Below are 23,647 nucleotides of genomic sequence, written 5' to 3' on the forward strand. Positions count from 1 at the left end.
ACGAACGAAGGCCTGACCGCATCAGGCCCATCCATCCTGGGAGGGAGCGATGAAACGCATTGGAACCGATCGGCCCGCGCGCAGCCTGCTGAGCCTGGCGTTGGCAGGCTGCCTGGCGCTGGGTAGCGGCGCGGCGCTGGCGCAAAGCTCGGCCGCGACCATCCGCGGCCACGTGCATGCCGATTCCGCGCCCGCGGCCGGCGCCACCGTCACCGCGGTCAACACCGCCACCGGCCTGCGGCGCAGCGTGCGCGTGTCCGGCGAGGGACGCTACACCCTGGCCGGCCTGCCGCCGGGCACCTATCGCGTGGAGGTCGACGCCAACGGCCAGACCGCCTCCCGCGAGCTGACGGTGCAGGTTGGCCAGACCGCGACCGTGGACCTGGGCGTGGGCGGCCTGCCGGAGGGCGCGCCGACCGGCGAGGCGACCACCCTGGAGGCGGTGCAGGTCACCGCGCAGGCCGCGGTGGAGACCCGCACCTCGGAGGTGGCCAGCTACGTCACCCAGAAGCAGATCCAGGCGCTGCCGCAGAACACCCGCAACTTCCTCGCCTTCGCCGACACCGCGCCGGGCGTGCAGTTCATCACCGACGCCAGCGGCAACACCCGGATCCGCTCCGGCGCGCAGAGCGCCAACGCGGTCAACGTGTTCATCGACGGCGTGGGCCAGAAGAACTACGTGACCACCGGCGGCATCAGCGGCCAGGACACCAGCCGCGGCAATCCCTTCCCGCAGTCGGCGATCGGCGAGTACAAGGTCATCACCCAGAACTACAAGGCCGAGTTCGACCAGCTCAGCAGCGCGGCGATCGTGGCCGCCACCCGCTCCGGCTCCAACGAGTTCGAGGGCAGCTTCTTCTGGGACCGCACCAGCACCGAGTGGCGCTCGCGCAGCCGCTTCGAGGAGCGCGAGGGCGCGACCAAGGCCGAGAGCAAGCAGGAGCAGTATGGCGTCAGCTTCGGCGGCCCGATCATCCGCGACGTGGCCCACTTCTTCCTCGCCTACGAGGCCAAGGAGTACCAGACCCCCCGCAACTTCCTGCTCGGCCGCGGCTACACCCCCGACCAGTTGCCGCCCGACCTGCGCGAGCAGTACGGCACCGGCACCTACACCTCGCCGTTCAAGGAGGACCTGTACTTCGCCAAGGTCGACTGGCTGTTCGGCGAGAACCACTACTTCGAGCTCACCGCCAAGTACCGCGACGAGAGCGAGACCATCCAGGTGCAGGACCAGCGCCTGCCGCCGGCGGCCACGCTCAACACCAACGAGGAGACCCGGGTCGACCTGCGCTACCAGCTGACCGCGGGCGACTGGCTCAACGACGCCCACATCACCTACGAGGACGCGTTCTGGAGCCCGTTGCCGGCCAACTTCGTGCCCGGCTACTACCTCAGCGACGGCAACTGGACCGACACCATCGTCCGCAGCGGCGGCAGCGACAACTACCAGGACAAGGGCCAGAAGGGCTGGTCCTTCCAGGACGACCTCACCTACAGCGGCTGGGACGGCCATACGCTGAAGATGGGCATCAAGTACAAGAAGGTCGACCTGAAGACCCTGGAGCAGAACAAGTACAACCCGGTCTTCTACTACGACATCAACGAAAGCCTGGACGTGCCGGTGCACGTGGAGTTCGGCGCGCCGGTCGCCGGGTTCGGCAACGGCACCGCCTCCTCCGGCAACAAGCAGTTCGGCATCTACATCCAGGACGACTGGGAGGTCAACGAGCACCTGACCGTCAACCTGGGCGTGCGCTGGGACTACGAGCAGACGCCCAGCTACGAGGACTACGTCACCCCGCAGCAGGTGGTGGACGCGCTGCGCGCCTCCAACGCCGCGCTTCCGGGCTCCAGCGTGGACGTCGAGGACTACATCAGCACCGGCAACAACCGCAAGGCGGACAAGGACAACTGGGCCCCGCGCCTGGGCTTCTCCTGGGACTTCTTCGGCGACCAGCGCCACGTGCTGTTCGGCGGCGCCGGCCGTTCCTACGACCGCAACCTGTTCGACTACCTGCAGAACGAGGTCTCCAAGGCCAGCTGGGGCCAGTACACCTACGACTTCGACACCCCGGCCCACCCCTGCGACACCGCCACCGGGGCGACCTGCCGTGCCTGGGACCCGCGCTACCTGGATCCGGAGTTCCTGCGCGCCTCGGCCAGCGTGGCCGGCGCGCGCGAGGTGTTCCTCAACCACAACGACCTGGAGGTCCCGTACTCGGACCAGTTCAGCCTCGGCATCCGCGACACCTGGGCGCTGGGCGGGCACGACTGGAGCACCGAGCTGACCTTGTCCTACGTGCGCAGCCACGACGGCATCGCGTTCCTGCTGGGCAACCGCCGCGACGACGGCAGCTTCTTCCCCTCCGATCCGCCGGACGCGACCGATCCGCCGCCGTGGGGCATCGGCTTCGCCCCGTTCTCCAACCTGATCCTGGCGCAGAACGCGCTGGAGACCCGCACCCGCTCGGTCTACCTCAAGGTGGAGAAGCCGTACACCAACGCCTCGCCGTGGGGCGTGACCCTGGCCTACACCTGGACCGATTCGGAGCAGAACAGCCCGGTCGACGGCTGGCCGGGCGCATTCAACGCCGAACGGATCGAGGATTACGGCTGGTTCCCGGGCAAGGTGCCGGAGAACCGGGTGGTGCTGACCGGCATCTGGGACGGCCCCTGGGGCACGACCTTCTCCGGCAAGGGCACCTGGGCCGACGCCACCCCGCGCTACTACCAGAACTGCAACGTCTCCGCCTGGGCGTACTGCTACTACGACAGCTACACCCCGGACGAGGAGTTCAAGCAGCTGGACGTGGCGCTTGAGAAGGTCTGGGACACCGGCGGCGGAATCAGCTTCCGCGTGCGCGGCGACGTGCTCAACGTGTTCAACTGGTCCAACTACGACGGCTACGAGGACTGGCGCGGAGGCGCGGGCGAGCCGCAGAATCCGGCCTGGGGCACGCCGTTGTCGATCGCCTTGCCGACGCGCACGTTCAAGCTGACGCTCGGGATCGACTGGTGAGCGCCGGCGCGCCGCCGCCGGCCTGCCTGCACCGGGGCGGCGGCGCGCACGGCATGGAGCGGATCCGGTCCCGCCGCCGGCGGCAATGAGGAGAGAGCGGTCTTGAAACGGTGGTACTGGCAACGCTGCATCGTCCCCCTGGCGGGCCTCCTGTTGCTGCTGGCCGGATGCCGGCAGGAAACGCCGCCGCCGCCGGCCGAGCTGCCGCCGCCGCCCAAGCCCGACGTGATCCTGATCGAGCCCGTGCTCCCCGAACGCCCGCCGCGGCCGGAACTGCCGCCGCTGTTCCGCGACATCGAGCGGCGCACGTTCCAGTTCTTCTGGGACACCACCAACGAGCAGAACGGGTTGACCCCGGACCGCTATCCCTCGCGCCCGTTCGCCAGCGTGGCCTCGATCGGCTTCGCCCTGACCGCGTACCCGATCGGCATCGAGAACGGCTGGGTCAGCCGCACCCAGGCGGTGGACCGCACCCTGACCACGCTGCGCTTCCTGCGCGACATCCCGCAGGGGCCCCAGGCCACCGGGCGCGGTGCGTACAAGGGCTTCTACTACCACTTCCTCGACATGCAGAACGGCCACCGCTACGACAGCTGGGTGGAGCTGTCCAGCGTGGACACCGCGATCCTGATGATGGGCGTGCTGTTCGCCCAGGCCTACTACGAAGGCGACGACCCGCGCGAACAGGAGATCCGCAAGCTGGCCGACCAGCTCTACCGCCGGGTGGACTGGAAGTGGCTGCAGGTGCGCCCGCCGCTGATCTCGATGGGCTGGTTCCCCGAGAGCGGGTTCATCCAGCACGACTGGATGGGCTACAACGAGGCCATGCTGCTGTACATCCTGGCCCTGGGCTCGCCGACCCACGCGGTCGAGCCGGAGGCCTGGACGGTGTGGACCCGCACCTACAACAACGACTGGGGCGTGTACTACGGCCAGGAGTACCTGAGCTTCGGCCCGCTGTTCGGCCACCAGTACAGCCATGTCTGGATCGACTTCCGCGACATCCAGGACCAGTACATGCGCGAACGCGGGATCGACTACTTCCTCAACAGCCGCCGCGCGGCGCTGGCCCAGCGCGAGTACGCCATCGCCAACCCGATGAAGTGGAAGGACTACGGCGAGAACGTCTGGGGCCTGACCGCCGGCGACGGCCCGCAGAACACCCGCCAGATCTACCGCGGCGAGGAGCGCGAATTCCGCCACTATTCCTCGCGCGGCGCCGGCCTGCGCGAGAACTTCGACGACGGCACCATCGCCCCGACCGCGGCGATCTCCTCGATCGTGTTCGCGCCGGAGGTGGTGATCCCGGCCACGGAGGAGATGCTCCGCCGCTACGGCGACTACCTGTACTCCAGCTACGGCTTCCTGGACTCGTTCAACCCCAGCTTCAACTACGACATCCCGCTCAAGACCGGGCGCATCGTCCCCGGCAAGGGCTGGGTGGCCAGCGACTACATCGGCATCGACCAGGGGCCGATCCTGGCGATGATCGCCAACTACCGCAACGAGTTCGTGTGGTCGGTGATGAAGAAGAGCCCGTACATCCGCACCGGCCTGGAGCGTGCCGGCTTCCGCGGCGGCTGGCTGGCGCCGGAGGACGAGGACGAGGGCATGGAAGCCGACCGCCGCGCCGCCGACGCGCGCGCGCTGGGCATGGCCGAGTCGCGCGCGGCAGCCGCCGAGGCCCAGCGCAAGGAGCAGCAGCGCAGGGAAGAGCCGGCCGCGGCCAACCGCGCGCAGCCGCCGAGGCAGTGATGGCCACGCCGCGGCTGCTGCGTGCCTGCCTGCTGCCGTTGCTGGCGCTGCTGCTGGCCGGTTGCGGCGGCGACCCGGCCGCGCAGCCGGTGCGCTTCTGGGCGATGGGCCGCGAGGCCGAGGTGGTAAGCGTCCTGGTCGAGGAGTTCGAGCGCGAGAGCGGGATCGAGGTGGAGATCCAGCAGATCCCCTGGACCGCCGCGCACGAGAAGCTGCTGACCGCGTTCGCCGCCGACGCGATGCCGGACGTGTGCCAGCTCGGCAATACCTGGATCCCCGAATTCGCCCAGCTGGGCGCACTGCAACCGCTGCAGGCGCGGGTGGATGCCTCGGCCAGCATTGAACCGGCCGACTACTTCCCGGGCATCTGGGACACCGCCGTGGTCGACGGCCAGCTGGTGGGCGTGCCGTGGTACGTGGACACGCGCCTGCTGTTCTACCGCAAGGACCTGCTGCGCGAGGCCGGGGTTGGACAGCTGCCACGCACCTGGGCCGAGTGGGAGCAGGCCATGGCCGCGGTCAAGCGCCACCTGGGGCCCGGGCGCCACGCCATCCTGATGCCGCTCAACGAATTCGAGCAGCAGCTGTCGCTGGCGCTGCAGCAGGACGACCCGCTGCTGCGCGACGACGACACCCGCGGCAACTTCTCCAGCCCCGGCTTCCGCCGCGCGCTGGCGTTCTACGCCAACGTGTTCGAGCAGGGCTGGGCGCCGAAGGTCTCCGAGACCCAGATCTCCAACGTCTGGGACGAATTCTTCCGTGGCTCCTACGCGTTCTACCTGTCCGGGCCCTGGAACATCCGCGAGTTCCGCCGCCGCCAGCCGCCGCAGCTGGAAGGGCAGTGGGGCACGATGCCGCTGCCGGGGCCGCACGGCCCGGGCGCGGGCATCGCCGGCGGCACCAGCCTGGTCCTGTTCCGTGGCTCGCCGCGTTCGGAACAGGCCTGGAAGCTGGTGGAGTTCCTTTCGCGCCCGGACATCCAGCAGCGCTTCCACGCCTTGATTGGCGACCTGCCGCCGCGCCGCAGCGCCTGGGAACACCCGGACCTGGCCGGCGACCCGCTGGCCGCCGCGTTCCGCGACCAGCTGGAGCGCGCGAAGCCGGCGCCCAAGGTGCTGGAGTGGGAGCGCATCGCCCAGGAGATGCGCCTGGTCACCGAGCGGGTGGTGCGCGGCGGCCTGGCCCAGGACGCGGCCGCGCGCGAGCTGGATGCGCGGGTCGACGGCATCCTCGCCAAGCGGCGCTGGATCCACGAACGCGCCGCCGCGCAGGGGGCGGGGCGATGAGCGCGCGCCTGGCCGGATGGCTGTTCGTGGGCCCGGCGCTGCTGGTGCTGGGCCTGTTCTTCGCCCTGCCGGTGCTGTCGGCGCTGGCGCTGAGCCTGACCGACTTCGACCTGTACGCGCTGGCGGACATGCGCAACCTGCGCTTCGTCGCCCTGGACAACTACCTGGAGCTGTTGCGCACGCCGCTGTTCTGGAAGGCGCTGTGGAACACCACCTATTTCGTGGTGGTGGGCGTGCCGTTGTCGGTGGCGGTGTCGCTGGGCGCGGCACTGCTGCTCAACGCCCCGGCTGCGCGGCTGCGCGGCCTGTTCCGCACCGCGCTGTTCGCGCCGGTGGTCACCACCCTTGTGGCGGTGGCGGTGATCTGGCGCTACCTGTTCCATACCAGCTACGGCCTGGTGAACTGGGCGCTGGGCCACCTGGGCATCGACCCGGTCGACTGGCTGGGCGACCCGCGCTGGGCGATGCCGACCATCATCCTGTTCGCGGTGTGGAAGAACTTCGGCTACAACATGGTGATCTTCCTCGCCGGCCTGCAGGCCATCCCGCGCGACCTGTACGAGGCCGCGCGCATCGACGGCGCCTCGCGCTGGCAGCAGTTCCTGCACATCACCCTGCCGCAGCTGGGGCCGGTGCTGCTGGTGGTCGGGGTGATCACCGTGTCCGGCTACTTCCAGCTGTTCGCCGAGCCCTACGTGATGACCCGCGGCGACCCGCTGCAGAGCACGGTCAGCGTGCTGTACTTCATGTTCGAGGAAGGCTTCAAGTGGTGGAACCTGGGCCGCGCCTCGGCCGTGGCCTTCCTGCTGTTCGTGGTGATCCTGGCGGCGACCACGCTGATGCTGCGGCTCGGCCGCCGCAGGGGGATGGTATGAGCGCAGCGCAGTCCATCGGGCGCGAGGTCGGGCAGTCGCGCCTGCACGCGCTGCTGGTCAACGGCGCGTTGTTTGCGCTGGCGCTGGTGAGCCTGGCTCCGCTGCTGTGGATGCTCTCGGTGTCGTTCATGCCCACCGGCGAGGCCGCGCGTTTCCCGCCGCCGTTGCTGCCCTCGGAGCTGAGCGGGGAGAACTACCGGGCGCTGTTCGGCCGCACCGGCATGGGCCGCAACTTCCTCAACAGCCTGCTGGTGGCCGGCGCGATCACCATCGGTTCGCTGCTGGTGAACACCCTGGCCGGCTATGCCTTCGCCAAGCTGCGCTTCCGCGGCCGCGACCGGCTGTTCCAGCTGCTGCTGGCGGCGCTGGTGGTGCCGGCGCAGGTGGCGATGCTGCCGCTGTTCCTGCTGATGAAGCAGCTGGGCCTGGTCAACAGCTACGCCGGCGTGGTGCTGCCGGCGCTGGCCAGCGTGTTCGGCATCTTCCTGGTGCGGCAGTACGCGCGCTCGATCCCCGACGAGCTGCTGGAGGCGGCGCGGATCGACGGGGCGGGGGAGTGGCGGATCTTCTTCTCCATCGTCCTGCCCATGCTCAAGCCGGTGCTGGTGACGCTGGCGATCTTCTCCTTCATGGCCGCCTGGAACGACTTCATGTGGCCGCTGATCGTGCTCACCGACCAGGAGCACTACACCCTGCCGGTGGCCCTGGCCACGCTCTCGCGCGAGCACATCATGGACGTGGAACTGATGATGGCCGGCGCGGTGGTCACGGTGCTGCCGGTGCTGCTGCTGTTCCTGCTGCTGCAGCGCTACTACATCCAGGGCCTGCTGCTGGGCAGCGTCAAGGGATAGGAGGTTCGTCGATGGTGCCTGTGGCGATGCGTGGAGCCATCCTGCTGTCGGGCGCACTGGCGCTGCATCCCGCCGTCGCCGGCGCGCAGGCGCGGGTGCTGGACGGGTTCGAGGATCCGGCGCCGTGGAGGGTGGTCGCGTCCGACCAGGTCAGCGGTGCGATCCGCCGCGTCGAAGGCGCCCGGGGCGGGGCCCTATGCCTGGACTACGACTTCAACGGTGTGTCCGGCTACGCCGGCATCCAGCGCGACCTGCCGCTGGAGTACCCGGACAACTACCGCTTCTCCTTCCACCTGCGCGGCGATTCCCCGGCCAACGACCTGCAGTTCAAGCTGGTCGACGCCAGCGGCGACAACGTGTTTTGGGTCAACCGCCCGCGCTACGACTTCCCGGCCGACTGGACCGAGGTGCGCTACCGCACCCGCCACATCGACAAGGCCTGGGGCCCGGATCCGGATCGCGTGCTCCGCCGCAGTGCCAAGGTCGAGTTCACCATCTACAACAATGCCGGCGGCCGCGGCAGCGTCTGCTTCGACGAGCTGGCGCTGGAACCGCTGCCGCCGGATCCGGCCACCCCGCCGGCGGCCGTTGCGGTGGAGGCCAGCACTGCCGCCGCCCGCGCCGTGCACGCCATCGACGGCGACCGCGGCACGGCCTGGGAGGCCCGCGGCCGCCAGCGCCTGTTGCTGGACCTGGGCCAGGAGCGCGAGTTCGGTGGCCTGGTGCTGCGCTGGGCCGATGCCCGCCGGCGCCCGCAGCGCTACGCGGTGGAACTGGAAGATGCCGACGGCCAGTGGCGCACGGTGCGCACGGTCGAGCAGGGCCGCGGTGACAGCGACTGGTTGGCGCTGCCGGAAGCGGAGGCGCGGCGGATCGCGCTGCGGCTGGAAGGCGGACGCTACGCCCTGGCCGAGGCGCAGGTGCAGCCGCTGGAGTTCTCGGCCCATCCCAATGATTTCATCAAGGCCCTGGCCCGCGAGCTGCCGCGCGGCTGGCTGCCGCGCGGTTTCAGCGGCGAGCAGCCCTACTGGACCATCATCGGCGTCGATGGTGGCAGCGAGCAGGGCCTGGTCGGCGAGGACGGCGCGGTCGAGCTGGCGCGTGGCGGCTTCAGCATCGAGCCCTTCGTGCTCGAAGGCGGCCGGCTCGTCGGCTGGGCCGACGTGAAGCCGGTGCAGCGCCTGCCCGGCGAGGGGCTGCCCATGCCGGAGGTGGAGTGGACCGCGGCCGGCGAAGGCGGCGATGCACCGGCGCTGCAGGTTTCCGCCTTCGCCCATGGCCAGGCGGGCGACTCGCGCGTGGTCGCGCGCTACCGCCTGCGCAACCCGCATCCACAACCACGCGAGTACGTGCTGGCGCTGGCGGTGCGGCCTTTGCAGGTCAATCCGCCGGCGCAGTTCCTCAACACCATCGGCGGCGTCAGCCCGATCAGCTCGCTGGCCATCGACGGCGCCACCGTGTCGGTGGACGGCCGGCCGCGGGTCTACGCGACCCGGCCACCGGACCAGGCCTTTGCCACGCCGTTCGACGCCGGGCTGGACGTGCAGCGCCTGGCCTCCGGCGACATCCCTGCCGCATCCGCGGTGGAGGATCCGACCGGCCTGGCCTCGGGCATGCTGCTGTACCGCTGGCGGCTGGCCCCCGGCGAGGAACGCGAGGTCGCCCTGGTGGCGCCGCTGGACGGCGAAACTGCGCCGCCGCCCGGTTTCGACGCCGCGCGTGCCGCCGAAGAAACCGCTGCGCGCTGGCAGGAACTGCTGGGCCAGGTGGAGCTGCGGCTCCCGGCGGAGGGCCGCGACTTCGCCGCCACCGTGCGCACCGCGCTGGCGCACATGCTGGTCTCGCGCGTCGGCCCGCGCCTGCAGCCGGGCACGCGCTCGTATTCGCGCAGCTGGATCCGCGACGGGGCGATGATCTCCGAAGGCCTGCTGCGCCTGGGGCGGCCCGAGGTCGTGCGCCAGTACCTGGAGTGGTACGCGCCCTACCAGTTCGAGAACGGCAAGGTCCCGTGCTGCGTCGACGCGCGCGGCAGCGACCCGGTGCCGGAGAACGACAGCCACGGCGAGCTGGTGTTCAACATCGCCGAGTACTGGCGTTACACCGGCGACTGCGAATTCCTGCAGCGGATGTGGCCGCACGTGCGCGGTGCGTTCGACTACATGGAACGGCTGCGCGCCAGCGAGCGCACGGAGGAGAACCGCAGGCGCGACCCGGCCTTCTACGGGATGATGCCGGTGTCGATCAGCCACGAGGGCTATTCGGCCAAGCCGATGCACTCGTACTGGGACAACTTCTGGGCCCTGCGCGGCTACAAGGACGCGGTGGAAGTGGCCCAGGCGCTGGGCTTGCGCGAGGAGGCCCGGCGCATGGCCGCCGCGCGCGACCAGTTCCGCGCCGACCTCGCCGCATCGCTGCGCGCCGCCACCGCCCGCCATGGCATCGACTACCTGCCCGGCGCCGCGGAACTGGGCGACTTCGACCCGACCTCGACCACCATCGCGCTGGCCCCGGGCGGCGAGCAGGACTGGCTGCCGCGCGAGCTGCTGGAGAACACCTTCGAGCGCTACTGGCAGCAGTTCGTCGAGCGCCGCGACGGCCGCCGCGAATGGAAGGACTACACGCCCTACGAGTGGCGCAACGTGGCCGCCTTCGTGCGCCTGGGCTGGCGCGACCGCGCCTGGCAGGCGGTGGAGTACTTCTTCGCCGACCGCGCGCCGCCGCCCTGGAACCAGTGGGCCGAGGTGGTCTCGGCCACGCCGCGCAAGCCGTTCTTCGTCGGCGACCTGCCGCATGCCTGGGTGGCCTCGGACTTCGTGCGCTCGGCGCTGGACATGTTCGCCTACCACCGCGAGCGCGACGACAGCCTGGTGCTGGCCGCCGGCGTGCCGCTGGACTGGCTGGAAGGCGAGGGCATCCAGGTGCGCGGCCTGCACACCCCCCACGGCCGCCTCGGCTACGCGCTGCGCCGCCGCGACGGACAGCTGCAGCTGGACGTGGCCGGCGACGCAGGGCTGCCGCCGGGCGGGCTGGTGCTGCCCTGGCCATACGCGGGCCATCCCGGACGGACGACGATCGATGGCCGCCCCGCCAAGTGGACCGGTGGCGAGCTGCGCATCACCCGGCCCGGGGCAGAGGTAAGGATCGAGGTGGCCGGTCCGTAACCGTCGGCAACAAAAAAGCCGGGCATTGCCCGGCTTTCCTGGTGTCGAGGTGAGGCGGCTCAGGCCGCGCGCGCCGCGGCAACAATCCCGGCGGCCTTGGCCGCGCTGGCCTCGACCTTGTCCCACTCGCCGGCCTTGAGCCAGTTCTTCGGCACCATCCACGAGCCGCCCACGCAGCCCACGTTCGGCTGGGCCAGGAACTCGGCCGCGGTGTCTTCGGTGATGCCGCCGGTGGGGCAGATCTTCAGCTCGGCCAGCGGGCCGGCCAGGCCCTTGAGCATGGCCAGGCCGCCGACCGCGTTGGCCGGGAACAGCTTGCACACGCGGAAGCCGCGCGCCATCAGCGACAGGAATTCGGTCGGGGTCGCACCGCCGGGCACGGCCGGGATCGGCGCCCTGGCCAGCGCGTCGGCCAGTTCGGCCGGGGTGCCCGGGGTGACCAGGAAATCGGCGCCCAGCTCGATGCACTTCTGCATCTGCTCGACCGTGGTCACCGTGCCCATGCCCACGGCGATGCCGGGCAGTTCCTTCTTGAGCGCCACCAGCGCATCCAGCGCGCAGGGGGTGCGCAGGGTCAGTTCGATCGCGGTCAGTCCGCCCTTGAGCAGCGCGGCGGAAAGCTTGCGCGCCTCGTCGACGCTGTCGGCGGTGACCACCGGCAGGATGCCGGCCTGGCTCAGCAGCTGTTCGGCCTTGGCCTGGGTCTGGTCGATGCTCATGGAATCGGTGGCTCCGTAAGTGCGGGGTCGCGGCCACGGGCCGCGCGTGCATGGGGTGGGCCGCCGCGGGCGCGGCGGCGGTAGCTCAGTTGTCCTTCTCGGCGTGCGGCGCCAGCGCCGCCTCGGCCGTGCTGCCCAGTTCGTACTCGGCGTCGTAGTCCCAGGCGCTGCCGTCGTGCGCCGGCGGGCCACAGGAGATCGAGGTTGCGCCCTGGTCGGCCGGACCGACGTTGGCGCGGTTGTAGGCGAACAGGTTGCGGCCCAGGTCGTGCGCCGCGCGGCTGGTGTTGGGCGCCACCTCGCGGGCGTTCCACTCGGCCGCGTCGACCAGTACTTCGAGCACGCCGGCCTCGCTGTCCAGGCGCACGATGTCGCCGTCGCGGATCTTGCCGATCGGGCCGCCGCGCGCCGCTTCCGGGGTGACGTGGATCGCCGCCGGGATCTTGCCTGATGCGCCGGACAGGCGGCCGTCGGTGACCAGCGCCACCTTGCGGCCCTGGTTCTGCAGCATGCCCAGCAGCGGCGCCAGCGAGTGTAGCTCGGGCATGCCATTGGCGCGCGGGCCCTGGTAGGTGACCACCGCGACGAAGTCGTGCGGCAGCACGCCGGCGGCGTGCAGCTTGTTGAGCTTCTGCGGGGCGTCGACCACCACCGCCTGTGCCTCGACGCAGCGGTGCTCCGGCTTGACCGCCGATAGCTTGATCAGGGCGCGGCCGATGTTGCCGCGGAGCAGGCGCAGGCCACCCTGGCTCTCGAACGGCGCGGCCACGGTGCGCACCACGCTCTCGTCGCCGGAGGCCGCCGCCGCGGGGGCCGAGCCCAGCACGCCGTTCTCCAGGCGCGGCTCGCGGGTGTAGGCGCGCATGCCTTCCGGCACCACGGTCTGCAGGTCGTGCATCAGGCCTGCGTCCAGCAGCTCGCGGAACACGAACGGCACGCCGCCGGCGGCCTGGAAGCGGTTCACGTCGGCCTCGCCATTGGGGTACACGCGCGCCAGCAGCGGCACCACCTGCGAGATCTGGTCCATGTCGTCCCAGGTCAGGACGATGCCGGCGGCGCGGGCCACGGCGATCCAGTGGATGGTGTGGTTGGTCGAGCCGCCGGTGGCCATCAGCGCGACGATGGCGTTGACGATGGCGCGCTCGTCGATCAGCCGGCCCCGGGGGCGGTAGTCATCGCCCAGCGCGGTCATCTGCAGCACCCGGCGCACGGCTTCCTCGTCCAGCGCCTTGCGCAGCGGCGTGCCCGGGTTGATGAACGAGCTGCCCGGCAGCTGCACGCCCATGGCCTCCAGCAGCACCTGGTTGGAGTTGGCCGTGCCGTAGAAGGTGCAGGTGCCCGGGGAGTGGTAGGACTGAGCCTCCACCTCCAGCAGTTCCTCGCGGGTGGCCTCGCCGGCGGCGTAGCGCTCGCGCACCTCGGCCTTCTTCTTGTTGGGGATGCCCGAGGGCATCGGGCCGGCCGGCACGAACAGCGCCGGCAGGTGGCCGAAGGCCAGGGCGCCGATCAGCAGACCCGGCACGATCTTGTCGCAGATGCCCAGGTACAGGGCCGCGTCGAAGGCGTCGTGGCTCAGGCCGATGGCGGTGGCCTGGGCGATCACGTCGCGCGAGAACAGCGACAGCTCCATGCCGCCGCGGCCCTGGGTGACGCCGTCGCACATCGCCGGCACCCCGCCGGCCACCTGCGCGGTGGCACCCAGCTCGCGGGCCAGGGCGCGGATCCGCTCCGGGTAGTGCTCGTACGGCTGGTGCGCCGAGAGCATGTCGTTGTAGGCGGTGATGATGCCCAGGTTGGGCGTCGCCGAGCCGCGCAGGCGGGCCTTGTCGTGCTCGCCGCAGGCGGCGAACACGTGGGCCAGGTTGGCGCAGCTGAGCGGGGTGCGGTTGGGGCCGTTGCGCACCGCCTCGTCGATGCCTGCCAGGTAGGCGGCGCGCGAGGGGGCGCTGCGCTTGCGGATGCGCTCGGTGACGGCTTCGATCTTCGGATGCAGGCTCATGTCGTACCAGGAAGTGGCGGAGCTGGCGCCGTCGCCGGCGCGGGCTGCAGGGACGGGGCAGCGGGCCCGGGGCGTGCCGCCCCGGTATCAGACAGGTGCGGGCGGCGGGCCTCGCATCAAGGACACCAGTGTACGCGCAGTGGGCTGGCGCTCAGGCCCAGCACCGCGCGGATCGGCATTTCGCGCACGTCGTCGCCGGCCAGGGCACGCTCCAGCACCTCGCGTTTGGCCTCGCCGCGCAGCAGCAGCAGGTGCCGGCGGCAGCGGGCCAGGCCGGCGCGGGTGAGGGTGATGCGCGTGGTCCACTCGGCCGCGACCGGGCAGCCGGTGGCGTCGAGCACGGCGTAGTCGTCCTGCGCGGCCAGCGCCGCGTCCAGGTCCACCGAACCGGGGAACAGCGAGGCGGTGTGGCCGTCGTTGCCCATGCCCAGCACCGCCACGCATGGATCCTGCGCGTTGGCCGATTCGCGGTTGGCGGCTTCCACGCATTCGGCGGCCGACAGCCCCTCGCGTACCAGCGGCTCGAAATGCAGGCCGGGCGCGCGCTCCAGCAGGCTCTCGCGGATCAGCCTGGTGTTGCTGGCCGGATGGTCGGCGGGCACGAAGCGGTCGTCGACCAGGCCGACGCTCACCTTCGACCAGTCCAGCGGCGCCTGCGCCAGCCGGGTGTAGGCCGGCGCCGGGGTGGTGCCGCCGGAGAGCAGGGTGCGGGCACGGCCACGGGTGGCCAGGTCGGCGGCCAGCGCGGCCTGGAGGTCGGCGGCGATCGCCTCGCCCCAGGCGTCCACGCCGGCGTGTTCGAGCCATTCGATGCGCGGATCGGCGATCACGCCAGGCCCTCCCGGCGGACCATGTCCACCGCGTAGGCGGCCGCGCCGAGCAGGCCGGCATGCGGATGCAGCACCGCCAGCGAGGGCACGCGGGCCATGGTCGGCGAGAACCGGCCCTTGTATTCGAAGCGCTGGCGGAAGCCGGAATGGCGCAGCGAGTCCAGCATCTTCGGCACCAGGCCGCCGGTGAGGAACACGCCGTCCCAGGCGCCCAGGGTCAGCACCAGGTCGCCGGAAATGGCGCCGAACACCGCGCAGAACACGTCCACCGCGCGCATGCACAGCGGGTCGCCGGCGGCGGCGCGGGCAGTGACGTCCTTGGGCTCGAGCAGGCCCGGGTCGACCCCGGCGATCTCGCACAGGGCGCGGTGGATGTTGACCAGGCCGGGGCCGCAGATCAGGCGCTCGTTGGAGACGCGGCCGAACTGCGCCGACAGGATTTCCAGGATGCGGATCTCCTCCGGCGTGCCCGGCGGGAAGCTGACGTGGCCGCCCTCGGTCTCCAGCGGGTAGCAGCGGCCGTCGCGCACCACCAGCCCGCCCACGCCCAGGCCGGTGCCCGGGCCGAGCACGGCGTAGGTGCGCGGCTCGCCCAGCGGCGCCGGGGTCCAGGACACGCCGCCGATCGGCACCACGTCCTCGGCCCGGTACAGGCTGATGGCCATGGCCTGGGCGGCGAAGTCGTTGATCAGGTAGACCTGCTCGAAGCCCAGCATCTCGCGGGTGCGCGGGCGCGAAATCACCCACGGATGGTTGGTGATGCGCGCCTCGTCGCCGTCAACCCGGCCGGCGACGGCGAACACGCCGCGGTGGGCGCTGGCCTGGGCCTGGTCGAGGTAGTGGCGCGCGGCCTCGGCCAGCGACGGGAACTGGGCCACCGCGAACTCGCGCACGCTGTCCTCCAGCAGCGGGACCGGGGCGCCTGGGTCGGCCAGGGCGAAACGCGCGTTGGTGCCGCCGATGTCGGCGATCAGGAACAGTTCGGCCATGGTCAGCGGGCGTCGCGTGCCGGACGCGCGACGGCGTCGAAGCTTTCAGGCAGGAACACGGCCGCGTCCTCCGGACCCCAGCTGCCGGCCGGGTAGGGCTGCAGCGGCGAGTTGTCGGCGCGCCAGGCGTCGACCACGCTGTCGATCCAGGCCCAGGCGGCCTCGACCTCGTCATTGCGCACGAACAGGGCGTGGTTGCCGTGGAAGGCATCCAGGAACAGGCGCTCGTAGGCGATGCGGCGGTTCTGGCCGGTCTCCGAGGACAGCTGCAGTTCCAGCGGATGCAGCTCCAGGGTGCCCCATTCCGGGCCGGCCAGGCTGCTCATCAGGCCCAGCTCGATGTCCTCCTGCGGCTGCAGGCGGAAAGTCAGGCGGTTGGGCACGGCGTTGTTGCGGTCCGGGCGCTCGAACAGCCAGTGGGTGACCGGCTTGAGGGTCACGGTGACCACGGTTGAGCGCTCGGCCATGCGCTTGCCGGTGCACAGGTGGAACGGCACCCCGGCCCAGCGCCAGTTGTCGATGTGCGCGGTGACGCCGACGAAGGTTTCGACATCGCTGTCATCCGGCGGCGCGTAGCCCTGCACCGGCTCACCGTTGATGGTGCCCGCGGTGTACCGGCCGCGCACGCTGTGGCGGCGCGCCTCGGGGGCGCAGAACGGGGGCAGGGCGCGCAGCACCTTGACCTTTTCGTCGCGGATGCGGTCGGCCTCCAGCGAGGCCGGCGGCTCCATCGCCACCAGGCACAGCAGCTGCAGGATGTGGCTCTGGACCATGTCGCGCAGGGCGCCGGAGCGGGCGTAGTAGGAGTTGCGCCCGTCCACGCCCTCGCTCTCGGACACCAGGATGTGCACCGAGTCGATGTAGTTGCGGTTCCACACCGCCTCCAGCAGGGCGTTGCCGAAGCGCAGCGCCAGCAGGTTCTGCACCGCCGCCTTGCCCAGGTAGTGGTCGATGCGGAAGATTCGGTCCTCGTCGATCAGCTTGCCGATCGTGCCGTTGATCTCGCGCGCCGAGGCCAGGTCGGCGCCGATCGGCTTCTCCAGCATCAGCCGGCTGGGCGCGGCGAACGCGCCGCCCAGGGCCAGGCCCTCGCAGGTGCTGATGTACAGGCCCGGCGGGATCGACAGATAGCTCACGCACGGGCGGTCGGTCATGTCGCGCACCGCCTCGGCCACCGAGGCCGGGGTGCGCATGTCCACCGAACGGTAGTCCACGCGCTGAAGGAACGCCTCCACCAGGTCCGGCGAGGGCGTGTAGTGGCCCAGGTTGGCGAAGCGCTCGCGCAGGATCGCGCGGAACTTCTCCGTGTCGTGCGGCGACAGCGCCATCGCGCGCACGCGGAAGCCCTCCGGCAGGAGGCCGTCGCCCATCAGGCGCAGGAGCGAGGGGAACAGGTAGCGCTGTGCCAGGTCGCCGGTGGCGCCGAACAGCAACAGGGTGTCATGCATCCGGTGGGCTTCCGTGGGGTGGGGCATTGGTTCGGTGGATTCTCTTCGGATCGCACCCGCCGGGCAGCGGGTGGAAGGTGGCAGGTGACCGCAGGTAATGCGTGAAACTTCCGAAATATGGCCGCCCCCTTGGGCAATGTCCAGTGGGCGGGAAAGTGTCCACGGAAACGGTCCGTCGCATGCTGCTGCGTATGTTGCGGCGGCACCCGCTGGCCCGGCCGCGAGGACGCGGCATGGGAACCCGCCACGTCGCCTGCACCGCCGGCCGTGACATCATCGCGGCCTCGGTCCGCGCCCGGCGCGGGCTGGTTGAATACGTATGCGGAGATGCCGATGGCGGACGTCCAGCTGGAACAGGTGCGCAAGGTCTACGGCAACGGCCACGTGGCCGTGCACGAGGCCTCGTTCACGATCGGCGATGGCGAGCTGGTGGTGCTGGTCGGGCCTTCGGGCTGCGGCAAGTCCACCCTGCTGCGCATGATCGCCGGGCTGGAGGAAATCACCTCCGGCACCCTGCGCATCGGCGGGCGGGTGGTCAACGACGTGGCGCCGCGCGACCGCGACATCGCCATGGTGTTCCAGAGCTACGCGCTCTATCCGCACATGACCGTGGCCGGGAACCTGGCGTTCGGCCTGAAGCTGCGCGGCGCCACGCGCGCCGAGGTCGAGCGCCGGGTCGCCTCGGCGGCCGGGATGCTGGGCCTGGAAGGCATGCTGGACAAGCGTCCGGCCGAGCTGTCGGGTGGCCAGCGCCAGCGCGTGGCCCTGGGCCGCGCCCTGGTGCGCGAGCCGGCGGTGTTCCTGCTGGACGAGCCGCTGTCGAACCTGGACGCCAAGCTGCGCCACGGCACGCGCACAGAGATCGCGCGCCTGCACCAGCGGCTGGGCGCCACCATGGTCTACGTCCCCCACGACCAGGTCGAGGCCATGACCCTGGGCCAGCGCATCGTGGTGCTGGATGGCGGCCGGGTGCAGCAGATCGATACCCCGATGGCGCTGTACGACCGCCCGGCCAACCTGTTCGTGGCCGGCTTCCTCGGCAGTCCGGCGATGAACGTACTGCGCGGCCGCCTGCATGCCGGGGGCGGCCTGCGCCTGGAGATGGCGCAGGGCGCGCCGGTTCCGCTGCCCGGGGTGGAGGTGCCGCCGGCCTGGCTGGAGCAGGAGGTGGTGCTGGGCATCCGCCCCGAACACCTGCTGCCGGTGCGGGAGGGGGAGGGCCTGGAGGCGCGGGTCGAGGTGGTCGAGGCGGTGGGCAGCGAGGCCTACCTGCACCTGGACTTCGGCGGGCAGGCGCTGGTGGCGCGGCTGCCCCCGAGCGACCTGCCGGCGCCCGGCGACCGCGTGCGCCTGCGCCCGGACCCGGCGCGCGTGCATTTCTTCGATCCCCGCGATGGCCGCCGCCTGGTGGCCTAGCGCCGGCCCGCGCGAACTCAGGGGGCGGCGACTTCCGCGAATGGCTCGACCGTGGCCGGTGCCCCCGCGGCCGCCAGCGGCGCGTCCGCCAGTTCCAGCGGCAGCACCGCCAGCGCCAGGCGCGGTGCCTGGCCGGCCGCCGCCACCACGTTGCCGATGGCGCGCCCGTCCTGCGCGACCTCGGCGCCGGCCTCCGCCGCATCGCCCGCACGCAACAGCACCAGCTGGCGCTTGGCCTTGCCCAGGAAATGGGTCCTGGCCACGATTTCCTGGCCCGGATAGCAGCCCTTGCTCACGCTGAAGGCGCGCAGCCGCTCCAGCCCGAGCTGCTGCGGGGTCCACTGCTCGGCCTGGGACGCGGGCAGGCGCGGGATCCCGGCGCGCAGGTCGGCGACGTCCCAGGCGGCGACCGCCTCCGCGTACGCCGGGGCAGGGGAGGTGCCAATCCGCAGCACGCGGCCCGGGGCGATGCCCAGGCGCAGCCCATCGGGGGCGTCCTCGGCGCCTTCCAGTACGCCGGGTGCCGGCTGCGCCGCGCCGAACGCGCCGGCCACGTGCAGGTCCGCGCGCGGCGCCAGCACCACCTTGCGCCGGAACACGAAGCGGCGCAGGGCATCGCCGACCAACGTCGCATTGGCATCCGGCAGCAGCATGCGCAAGCTTCCGTCGCCGGTGCGCAGCAGGGCGAACAAGGCGATTACCCGGCCCTTGGGGTTGAGCCAGGTGCTCCACTGCCAGTGCCCGGTCGCCAGCGCCCGTACGTCGCTGGCGAACTGGGCATGCGCGAAGACCGCCGCGTCGGGGCCTTCCAGGGCGAGGACGGACCACCCGTCCAGCGCGAAAAACTCCCGGAGATTCAAGGGGCTTGGTAGGGGCTGGTTGTCAGGCACGTTAACCCCGGCTTAAAATTTTGCGCTTGCAAAGGACTATCCATGATAGGTCATAGCCCCGTGGTTCCAGAGGACGAAGACGCGCCGGAAGCCGCGCCGTCGCTCGACAAGGACGCCGCGAAGGCGCCGCCGCGCGAGATCGGCGGGCGAGAGGGGCCGGAACCGACCCGCTACGGGGACTGGGGAAGAACGGACGCTGCATCGATTTCTGATGCGAAGGCAGCGCCCCAGGAGCCACGCGGGCGGTTTGCCCGCACAGCCGAGACTACGAGCCAGCGAATGAGCAGCCGCGAACGCCCCCTGTCACCCCACCTGCAGGTGTACCGCTGGCAGGTCCAGATGGTGACCTCGATCCTCCACCGCGCCACGGGCATCGTCCTGGCCGGCGGCGCCCTGGTCCTTGCCGGTGGCCTGCTGGCGCTGATGCTCGGCCCGGACAGCTGGGCCTGCTTCAGCGACCATGCCGGCGCCTGGTACGGCCAGGTGTTCCTGTTCGGCTGGACCTGGTGCTTTGCCTACCACCTGTGCAACGGCATCCGCCACATCGCCCAGGACTTCGCGCACGGGTTCAGCATCCCGGTGTTCGTGCGCAACAGCTGGCTGTCGATCATCGGCAGCCTGGTGATCACCGCGATCGTGTGGGCTTTTGCGCTGAACGGAGGTGCCGCGTGAGCCGTTACCGTACCCCCCTGAAGAACGTGCGCGGCCTGGGTGCGGCCAAGGCTGGCACCGAGCACTTCGTGCACCAGCGCCTGACCGCCACCGCGCTGGCGTTCCTGTCGCTGTGGTTCGTGTACTTCGTCGTGAGCCTGGCCGGCAGCGACTACCTGGCCGCCACCGAGGCCGTGTCCAAGCCCTGGAACGCGGTGCTGCTGGTCGGCTTCCTGGTCGCCATGTTCTGGCACGCCCAGCTGGGCCTGCAGGTGGTCCTGGAGGACTACGTCCACAATTCCCTGCTGGCCCTGGCGCTCCAGGTCAGCGTGAAGTTCATCGCGGTGCTTGGCGCGATCGTCAGCATCTTCGCCGTGGCCCGCATCGCGCTGGCCGGCTGACCGCGCAAAGGAAACAGACCCGATGTCCGCTTACAAGATCACCGAACACAAGTACGACATGGTCGTCGTCGGCGCCGGTGGCGCCGGCCTGCGCGCCACCTTCGGCCTGGCCCAGAAGGGCCTGCAGACGGTGTGCCTGACCAAGGTCTTCCCGACCCGTTCGCACACCGTCGCCGCCCAGGGCGGCATCTCCGCCGCCCTGGGCAACATGGGCGAGGACGACTGGCGCTACCACTTCTACGACACCATCAAGGGCTCGGACTGGCTGGGCGACCAGGACGCCATCGAATACATGTGCCGCGAGGCGATCCCGGCCATCATCGAGCTGGAGCACTACGGCGTGCCGTTCTCCCGCACCGAGGACGGCAAGATCTACCAGCGCCCGTTCGGCGGCATGACCACCCGCTTCGGCGAGGGCCCGCCGGCGCAGCGTACCTGCGCGGCCGCCGACCGCACCGGCCACGCCATGCTGCACACCCTGTACCAGCAGTCGCTGGCGCACAACGCCCGGTTCATGATCGAGTACTTCGCGCTCGACCTGATCTTCGACAACGAGGGCGTGTGCCGCGGCGTGCTGGCGCTGGACATGGCCGAGGGCACGCTGCACCTGTTCCGCGCCCACGGCGTGGTGCTGGCCACCGGCGGCTACGGCCGCGCCTACTTCAGCGCGACCTCCGCCCACACCTGCACCGGCGACGGCGGCGGCCTGGTGATGCGTGCCGGCCTGCCGATGCAGGACATGGAGTTCGTGCAGTTCCACCCGACCGGCATCTACGGCGCCGGCTGCCTGATCACCGAGGGCGTCCGCGGCGAGGGCGGCATCCTGCGCAACGCCAACGGCGAACGCTTCATGGAGCGCTACGCCCCGCACTACAAGGACCTGGCCTCGCGCGACGTGGTGTCGCGCTCGATGACCATCGAGATCCGCGAGGGCCGCGGCGTCGGCGAGCACAAGGACCACATCCTGCTCGACCTGACCCACCTGGGCCCGGAGGTGATCGACGAGAAGCTGCCGGGCATCGCCGAGAGCGCCCGCATCTTCGCCGGCGTCGACGTGCACAAGGAGCCGATCCCGGTCATCCCGACCGTGCACTACAACATGGGCGGCATCCCGACCAACTACCACGGCGAAGTTGTGCGCAAGGTCGGCGACGACCCGGATGCGGTCGTGCCGGGCCTGTACGCGATCGGCGAGGCAGCCTGCGTGTCGGTGCACGGCGCCAACCGCCTGGGCTCCAACTCGCTGCTGGACCTGGTGGTGTTCGGCCGTGCGGTGGCCAACCGCTGCGCCGAGACCATCAAGAAGGGCGCCCCGCACAAGCCGCTGCCATCCGACGCCTGCGACAAGGCGCTGGCCCACCTGGACAAGCTGCGCCACGCCAACGGCGACACCCCGACCGCGGTCATCCGCGACCGGATGCAGCGCACCATGCAGGCCGACGCCGCGGTGTTCCGCACCAGCAAGACGCTCAAGGAAGGCTGCGAGAAGATGGCGCAGATCTACGACAGCTTCCAGGACGTCCGCGTCTCCGACCGCTCGCTGGTCTGGAACTCCGACCTGATCGAAACCTACGAGCTGCACAACCTGCTGCTCAACGCCGTCGCCACCATCAACTCGGCCGAGCAGCGCAAGGAAAGCCGCGGCGCCCACGCGCACGAGGACTATCCGGAGCGCGACGACGCCAACTGGCAGAAGCACACCCTGGTCACCGTGGACGCGGAGACCGGCAAGACCAGCTTCGACTACCGTCCGGTGCACATGTACACCCTGACCAAGGATGTGGATGTGGTGCCGCCCAAGCCACGCGTGTACTGAGCCAGGGCCAGAGACAGACCAATGGCAGAGTTTGCACTCCCCAAGAATTCCCGCATCACCAAGGGCAAGCACTATCCCGCGCCGGCCGGCGCGAAGAACGTGCGCACCTTCAAGGTGTATCGCTGGAGCCCGGACGACGGCGCCAACCCGCGCACCGACACCTACGAGATCGATCTCGACAAGTGCGGTCCGATGGTCCTGGACGCGCTGATCAAGATCAAGAACGAGATCGACCCGACCCTGACCTTCCGGCGTTCCTGCCGCGAGGGCATCTGCGGCTCGTGCGCGATGAACATCGACGGCACCAACACGCTGGCGTGCACCCGCGCCATCGCAGACTGCCGCAAGGCCGAGGTGCCGATCTACCCGCTGCCGCACATGAACGTGGTCAAGGACCTGGTCCCGGACCTGACCCACTTCTACGCGCAGTACGCCTCGATCAAGCCCTGGATCCGCACCCAGACGCCGCCGCCGCCGGACCGCGAGCGCCTGCAGTCGCCTGAGGACCGCAAGAAGCTGGACGGCCTGTACGAGTGCATCCTGTGCGCCTGCTGCTCGACCAGCTGCCCGAGCTACTGGTGGAACGGCGAGCGCTACCTGGGCCCGGCGATCCTGCTGCAGGCCTACCGCTGGATCGTGGACTCGCGCGACGAGGACACCGGTGCGCGCCTGGACGACCTCGAGGACCCGTTCAAGCTGTACCGTTGCCACACCATCATGAACTGCGCGCGGACCTGCCCGAAGGGCCTGAACCCGGCCCTGGCGATCGCGGAGATCAAGAAGCTGATGATGGCCCGCCGCGCCTGACCTGGCGGTCTGCGCAGCCATGGAAAGCCCGGCCCCACGGCCGGGCTTTTTCTTTGCGCCGTTCCAGCGGCGGCGCGGCTCCGTCGAAGGGCCCTCCTGCGTGAACAATCCCGCCTTGGCCCGGTGCCTTGCAGGCGTACCGGCGTCCGTCCCGCGGGAGTCCCGAGGCGTCGACGCCTGCGTGCAGGGGGCAGGCGCAGGCATGGCCCCGAGCCTGGAAGCGCCCGGTCCAGGTAGCAGCTCTCCCGTTCCGGCCATCGCGTCGTGGGACGCGCCGCTCCGGCATCTGTCCTTCACCGGCAGGCGAGGGCGGATGTTTCATTCCCGATGACCATGATTGCGCTCCCATGCCCGGCACCGGGACTGCGAGATGCCCGGCATAAGCTCCAGGTGCATCGCGACGCTTCCTCCGCCTTTGCGGCTGGCGCCCTCGGGAGGGCAGGCCGCAGCAGGACCCGCCCAGTGAGACCAGTGCCCGCAGGCATGCGGGCACGAACGCTGCCGCGTGCGGGGGAAACGCCGGCCTGCGCCTTGCCGGCCGGCGTTGAAGGCGTGGCAGAAGTGGCTGCAGGCCGTGCCTGTGATGAACGGGCGATGCAGCATGAAAAAATTTTCGCGAAAGGCCTTCCCAAAAATTTTCGATAGGCGCACAATGCGCGCCCTCCCGACGACACCACGGTGTTGCCGAGGGGTCCGGGAAAACGGAGTGGCTTCAACACGAAGTGCTTGCGGAT

At 70.6% G+C, this 23,647-nt stretch carries 17 protein-coding genes and 1 pseudogene; 12 read left to right on the forward strand and 6 right to left on the reverse strand.

Translation table 11 applies throughout. From position 1 onward, the window contains the following. Window positions 1-49: 49 nt before the first annotated feature. The 6 genes from B351_RS0103610 to B351_RS0103635 all read left to right on the forward strand — a co-directional run bounded on the left by B351_RS0103610 (window position 50) and on the right by B351_RS0103635 (window position 10,947). On the forward strand, window positions 50-3,019 hold the full coding sequence (locus tag B351_RS0103610) for a TonB-dependent receptor domain-containing protein (RefSeq protein ID WP_019397690.1): 2,970 nt from the start codon (window positions 50-52) through the stop codon (window positions 3,017-3,019). Between the two features lie 102 nt (window positions 3,020-3,121). Then, window positions 3,122-4,774: a glucoamylase family protein gene (locus B351_RS0103615; RefSeq protein WP_026010315.1), complete on the forward strand. Its 1,653-nt coding sequence runs from the start codon at window positions 3,122-3,124 to the stop codon at window positions 4,772-4,774. After that, entirely contained in the window at window positions 4,774-6,060 is a 1,287-nt protein-coding gene (locus tag B351_RS0103620; RefSeq protein WP_019397692.1) for a sugar ABC transporter substrate-binding protein, read from the forward strand. The genes B351_RS0103615 and B351_RS0103620 overlap by 1 nt, the downstream gene beginning before the upstream one ends. After that, window positions 6,057-6,935: a carbohydrate ABC transporter permease gene (locus B351_RS0103625; RefSeq protein ID WP_019397693.1), complete on the forward strand. Its 879-nt coding sequence runs from the start codon at window positions 6,057-6,059 to the stop codon at window positions 6,933-6,935. The genes B351_RS0103620 and B351_RS0103625 overlap by 4 nt, the downstream gene beginning before the upstream one ends. 14 nt (window positions 6,936-6,949) lie before the next feature. Next, the gene (locus tag B351_RS0103630; protein ID WP_026010316.1) at window positions 6,950-7,786 is read left to right on the forward strand and encodes a carbohydrate ABC transporter permease; all 837 of its coding nucleotides are present in this window, start codon (window positions 6,950-6,952) and stop codon (window positions 7,784-7,786) included. A 26-nt stretch (window positions 7,787-7,812) separates the two neighbouring features. Further along, the gene (locus B351_RS0103635) at window positions 7,813-10,947 is read left to right on the forward strand and encodes a discoidin domain-containing protein (protein ID WP_019397695.1); all 3,135 of its coding nucleotides are present in this window, start codon (window positions 7,813-7,815) and stop codon (window positions 10,945-10,947) included. Between the two features lie 59 nt (window positions 10,948-11,006). On the opposite strand, the gene eda is transcribed toward B351_RS0103635, so the two are convergent. The 5 genes from eda to zwf all read right to left on the reverse strand — a co-directional run bounded on the left by eda (window position 11,007) and on the right by zwf (window position 16,932). After that, window positions 11,007-11,666 (reverse strand): bifunctional 4-hydroxy-2-oxoglutarate aldolase/2-dehydro-3-deoxy-phosphogluconate aldolase, encoded by a 660-nt coding sequence (gene eda, locus B351_RS0103640; RefSeq protein WP_019397696.1) that lies wholly within the window; start codon window positions 11,664-11,666, stop codon window positions 11,007-11,009. 85 nt (window positions 11,667-11,751) lie between these two features. Further along, window positions 11,752-13,665, reverse strand: coding sequence for a phosphogluconate dehydratase (gene edd, locus B351_RS0103645; RefSeq protein ID WP_019397697.1), 1,914 nt, complete (start codon window positions 13,663-13,665; stop codon window positions 11,752-11,754). A gap of 116 nt (window positions 13,666-13,781) precedes the next feature. After that, the gene (gene pgl, locus B351_RS0103650) at window positions 13,782-14,495 is read right to left on the reverse strand and encodes a 6-phosphogluconolactonase (protein WP_019397698.1); all 714 of its coding nucleotides are present in this window, start codon (window positions 14,493-14,495) and stop codon (window positions 13,782-13,784) included. Continuing rightward, complete coding sequence (gene glk / locus B351_RS0103655; protein WP_019397699.1) at window positions 14,492-15,484, reverse strand: glucokinase; 993 nt, start codon at window positions 15,482-15,484, stop codon at window positions 14,492-14,494. Before glk ends, pgl begins: the two co-directional genes overlap by 4 nt. Before the next feature lie 2 nt (window positions 15,485-15,486). Continuing rightward, on the reverse strand, window positions 15,487-16,932 hold the full coding sequence (gene zwf / locus B351_RS0103660; RefSeq protein ID WP_019397700.1) for a glucose-6-phosphate dehydrogenase: 1,446 nt from the start codon (window positions 16,930-16,932) through the stop codon (window positions 15,487-15,489). A 333-nt stretch (window positions 16,933-17,265) separates the two neighbouring features. Between zwf and B351_RS0103665 the strand changes: the two genes are divergently transcribed. Beyond that, complete coding sequence (locus B351_RS0103665) at window positions 17,266-18,348, forward strand: ABC transporter ATP-binding protein (protein ID WP_026010319.1); 1,083 nt, start codon at window positions 17,266-17,268, stop codon at window positions 18,346-18,348. 17 nt (window positions 18,349-18,365) lie between these two features. Here B351_RS0103665 and B351_RS0103670 read toward each other — a convergent pair whose 3' ends face one another. Then, window positions 18,366-19,208: a folate-binding protein YgfZ gene (locus B351_RS0103670; protein WP_019397702.1), complete on the reverse strand. Its 843-nt coding sequence runs from the start codon at window positions 19,206-19,208 to the stop codon at window positions 18,366-18,368. Window positions 19,209-19,280: 72 nt separating this feature from the next. On the opposite strand from B351_RS0103670, the pseudogene B351_RS17945 reads away from it, so the two are divergent. From B351_RS17945 to B351_RS0103690, 5 genes and pseudogenes are all read left to right on the forward strand, one after another. After that, a pseudogene (locus B351_RS17945) lies at window positions 19,281-19,394 on the forward strand (DUF1674 domain-containing protein); the annotation flags it as partial. A 123-nt stretch (window positions 19,395-19,517) separates the two neighbouring features. Next, window positions 19,518-19,910 carry a succinate dehydrogenase, cytochrome b556 subunit gene (sdhC, locus tag B351_RS17725; protein WP_019397703.1) on the forward strand — a complete coding sequence of 131 codons (393 nt, stop codon included), beginning with the start codon at window positions 19,518-19,520 and terminating at the stop codon, window positions 19,908-19,910. Then, complete coding sequence (gene sdhD, locus B351_RS0103680) at window positions 19,907-20,290, forward strand: succinate dehydrogenase, hydrophobic membrane anchor protein (protein ID WP_019397704.1); 384 nt, start codon at window positions 19,907-19,909, stop codon at window positions 20,288-20,290. Before sdhC ends, sdhD begins: the two co-directional genes overlap by 4 nt. 22 nt (window positions 20,291-20,312) lie before the next feature. Then, window positions 20,313-22,106 (forward strand): succinate dehydrogenase flavoprotein subunit, encoded by a 1,794-nt coding sequence (gene sdhA, locus B351_RS0103685; RefSeq protein WP_019397705.1) that lies wholly within the window; start codon window positions 20,313-20,315, stop codon window positions 22,104-22,106. Between the two features lie 21 nt (window positions 22,107-22,127). Then, window positions 22,128-22,913 (forward strand): succinate dehydrogenase iron-sulfur subunit, encoded by a 786-nt coding sequence (locus B351_RS0103690; RefSeq protein ID WP_019397706.1) that lies wholly within the window; start codon window positions 22,128-22,130, stop codon window positions 22,911-22,913. Window positions 22,914-23,647 lie beyond the last annotated feature (734 nt).

It is taken from the genome of Pseudoxanthomonas sp. GW2, from assembly GCF_000283075.1.
Taxonomy (GTDB): Bacteria; Pseudomonadota; Gammaproteobacteria; order Xanthomonadales; family Xanthomonadaceae; genus Pseudoxanthomonas.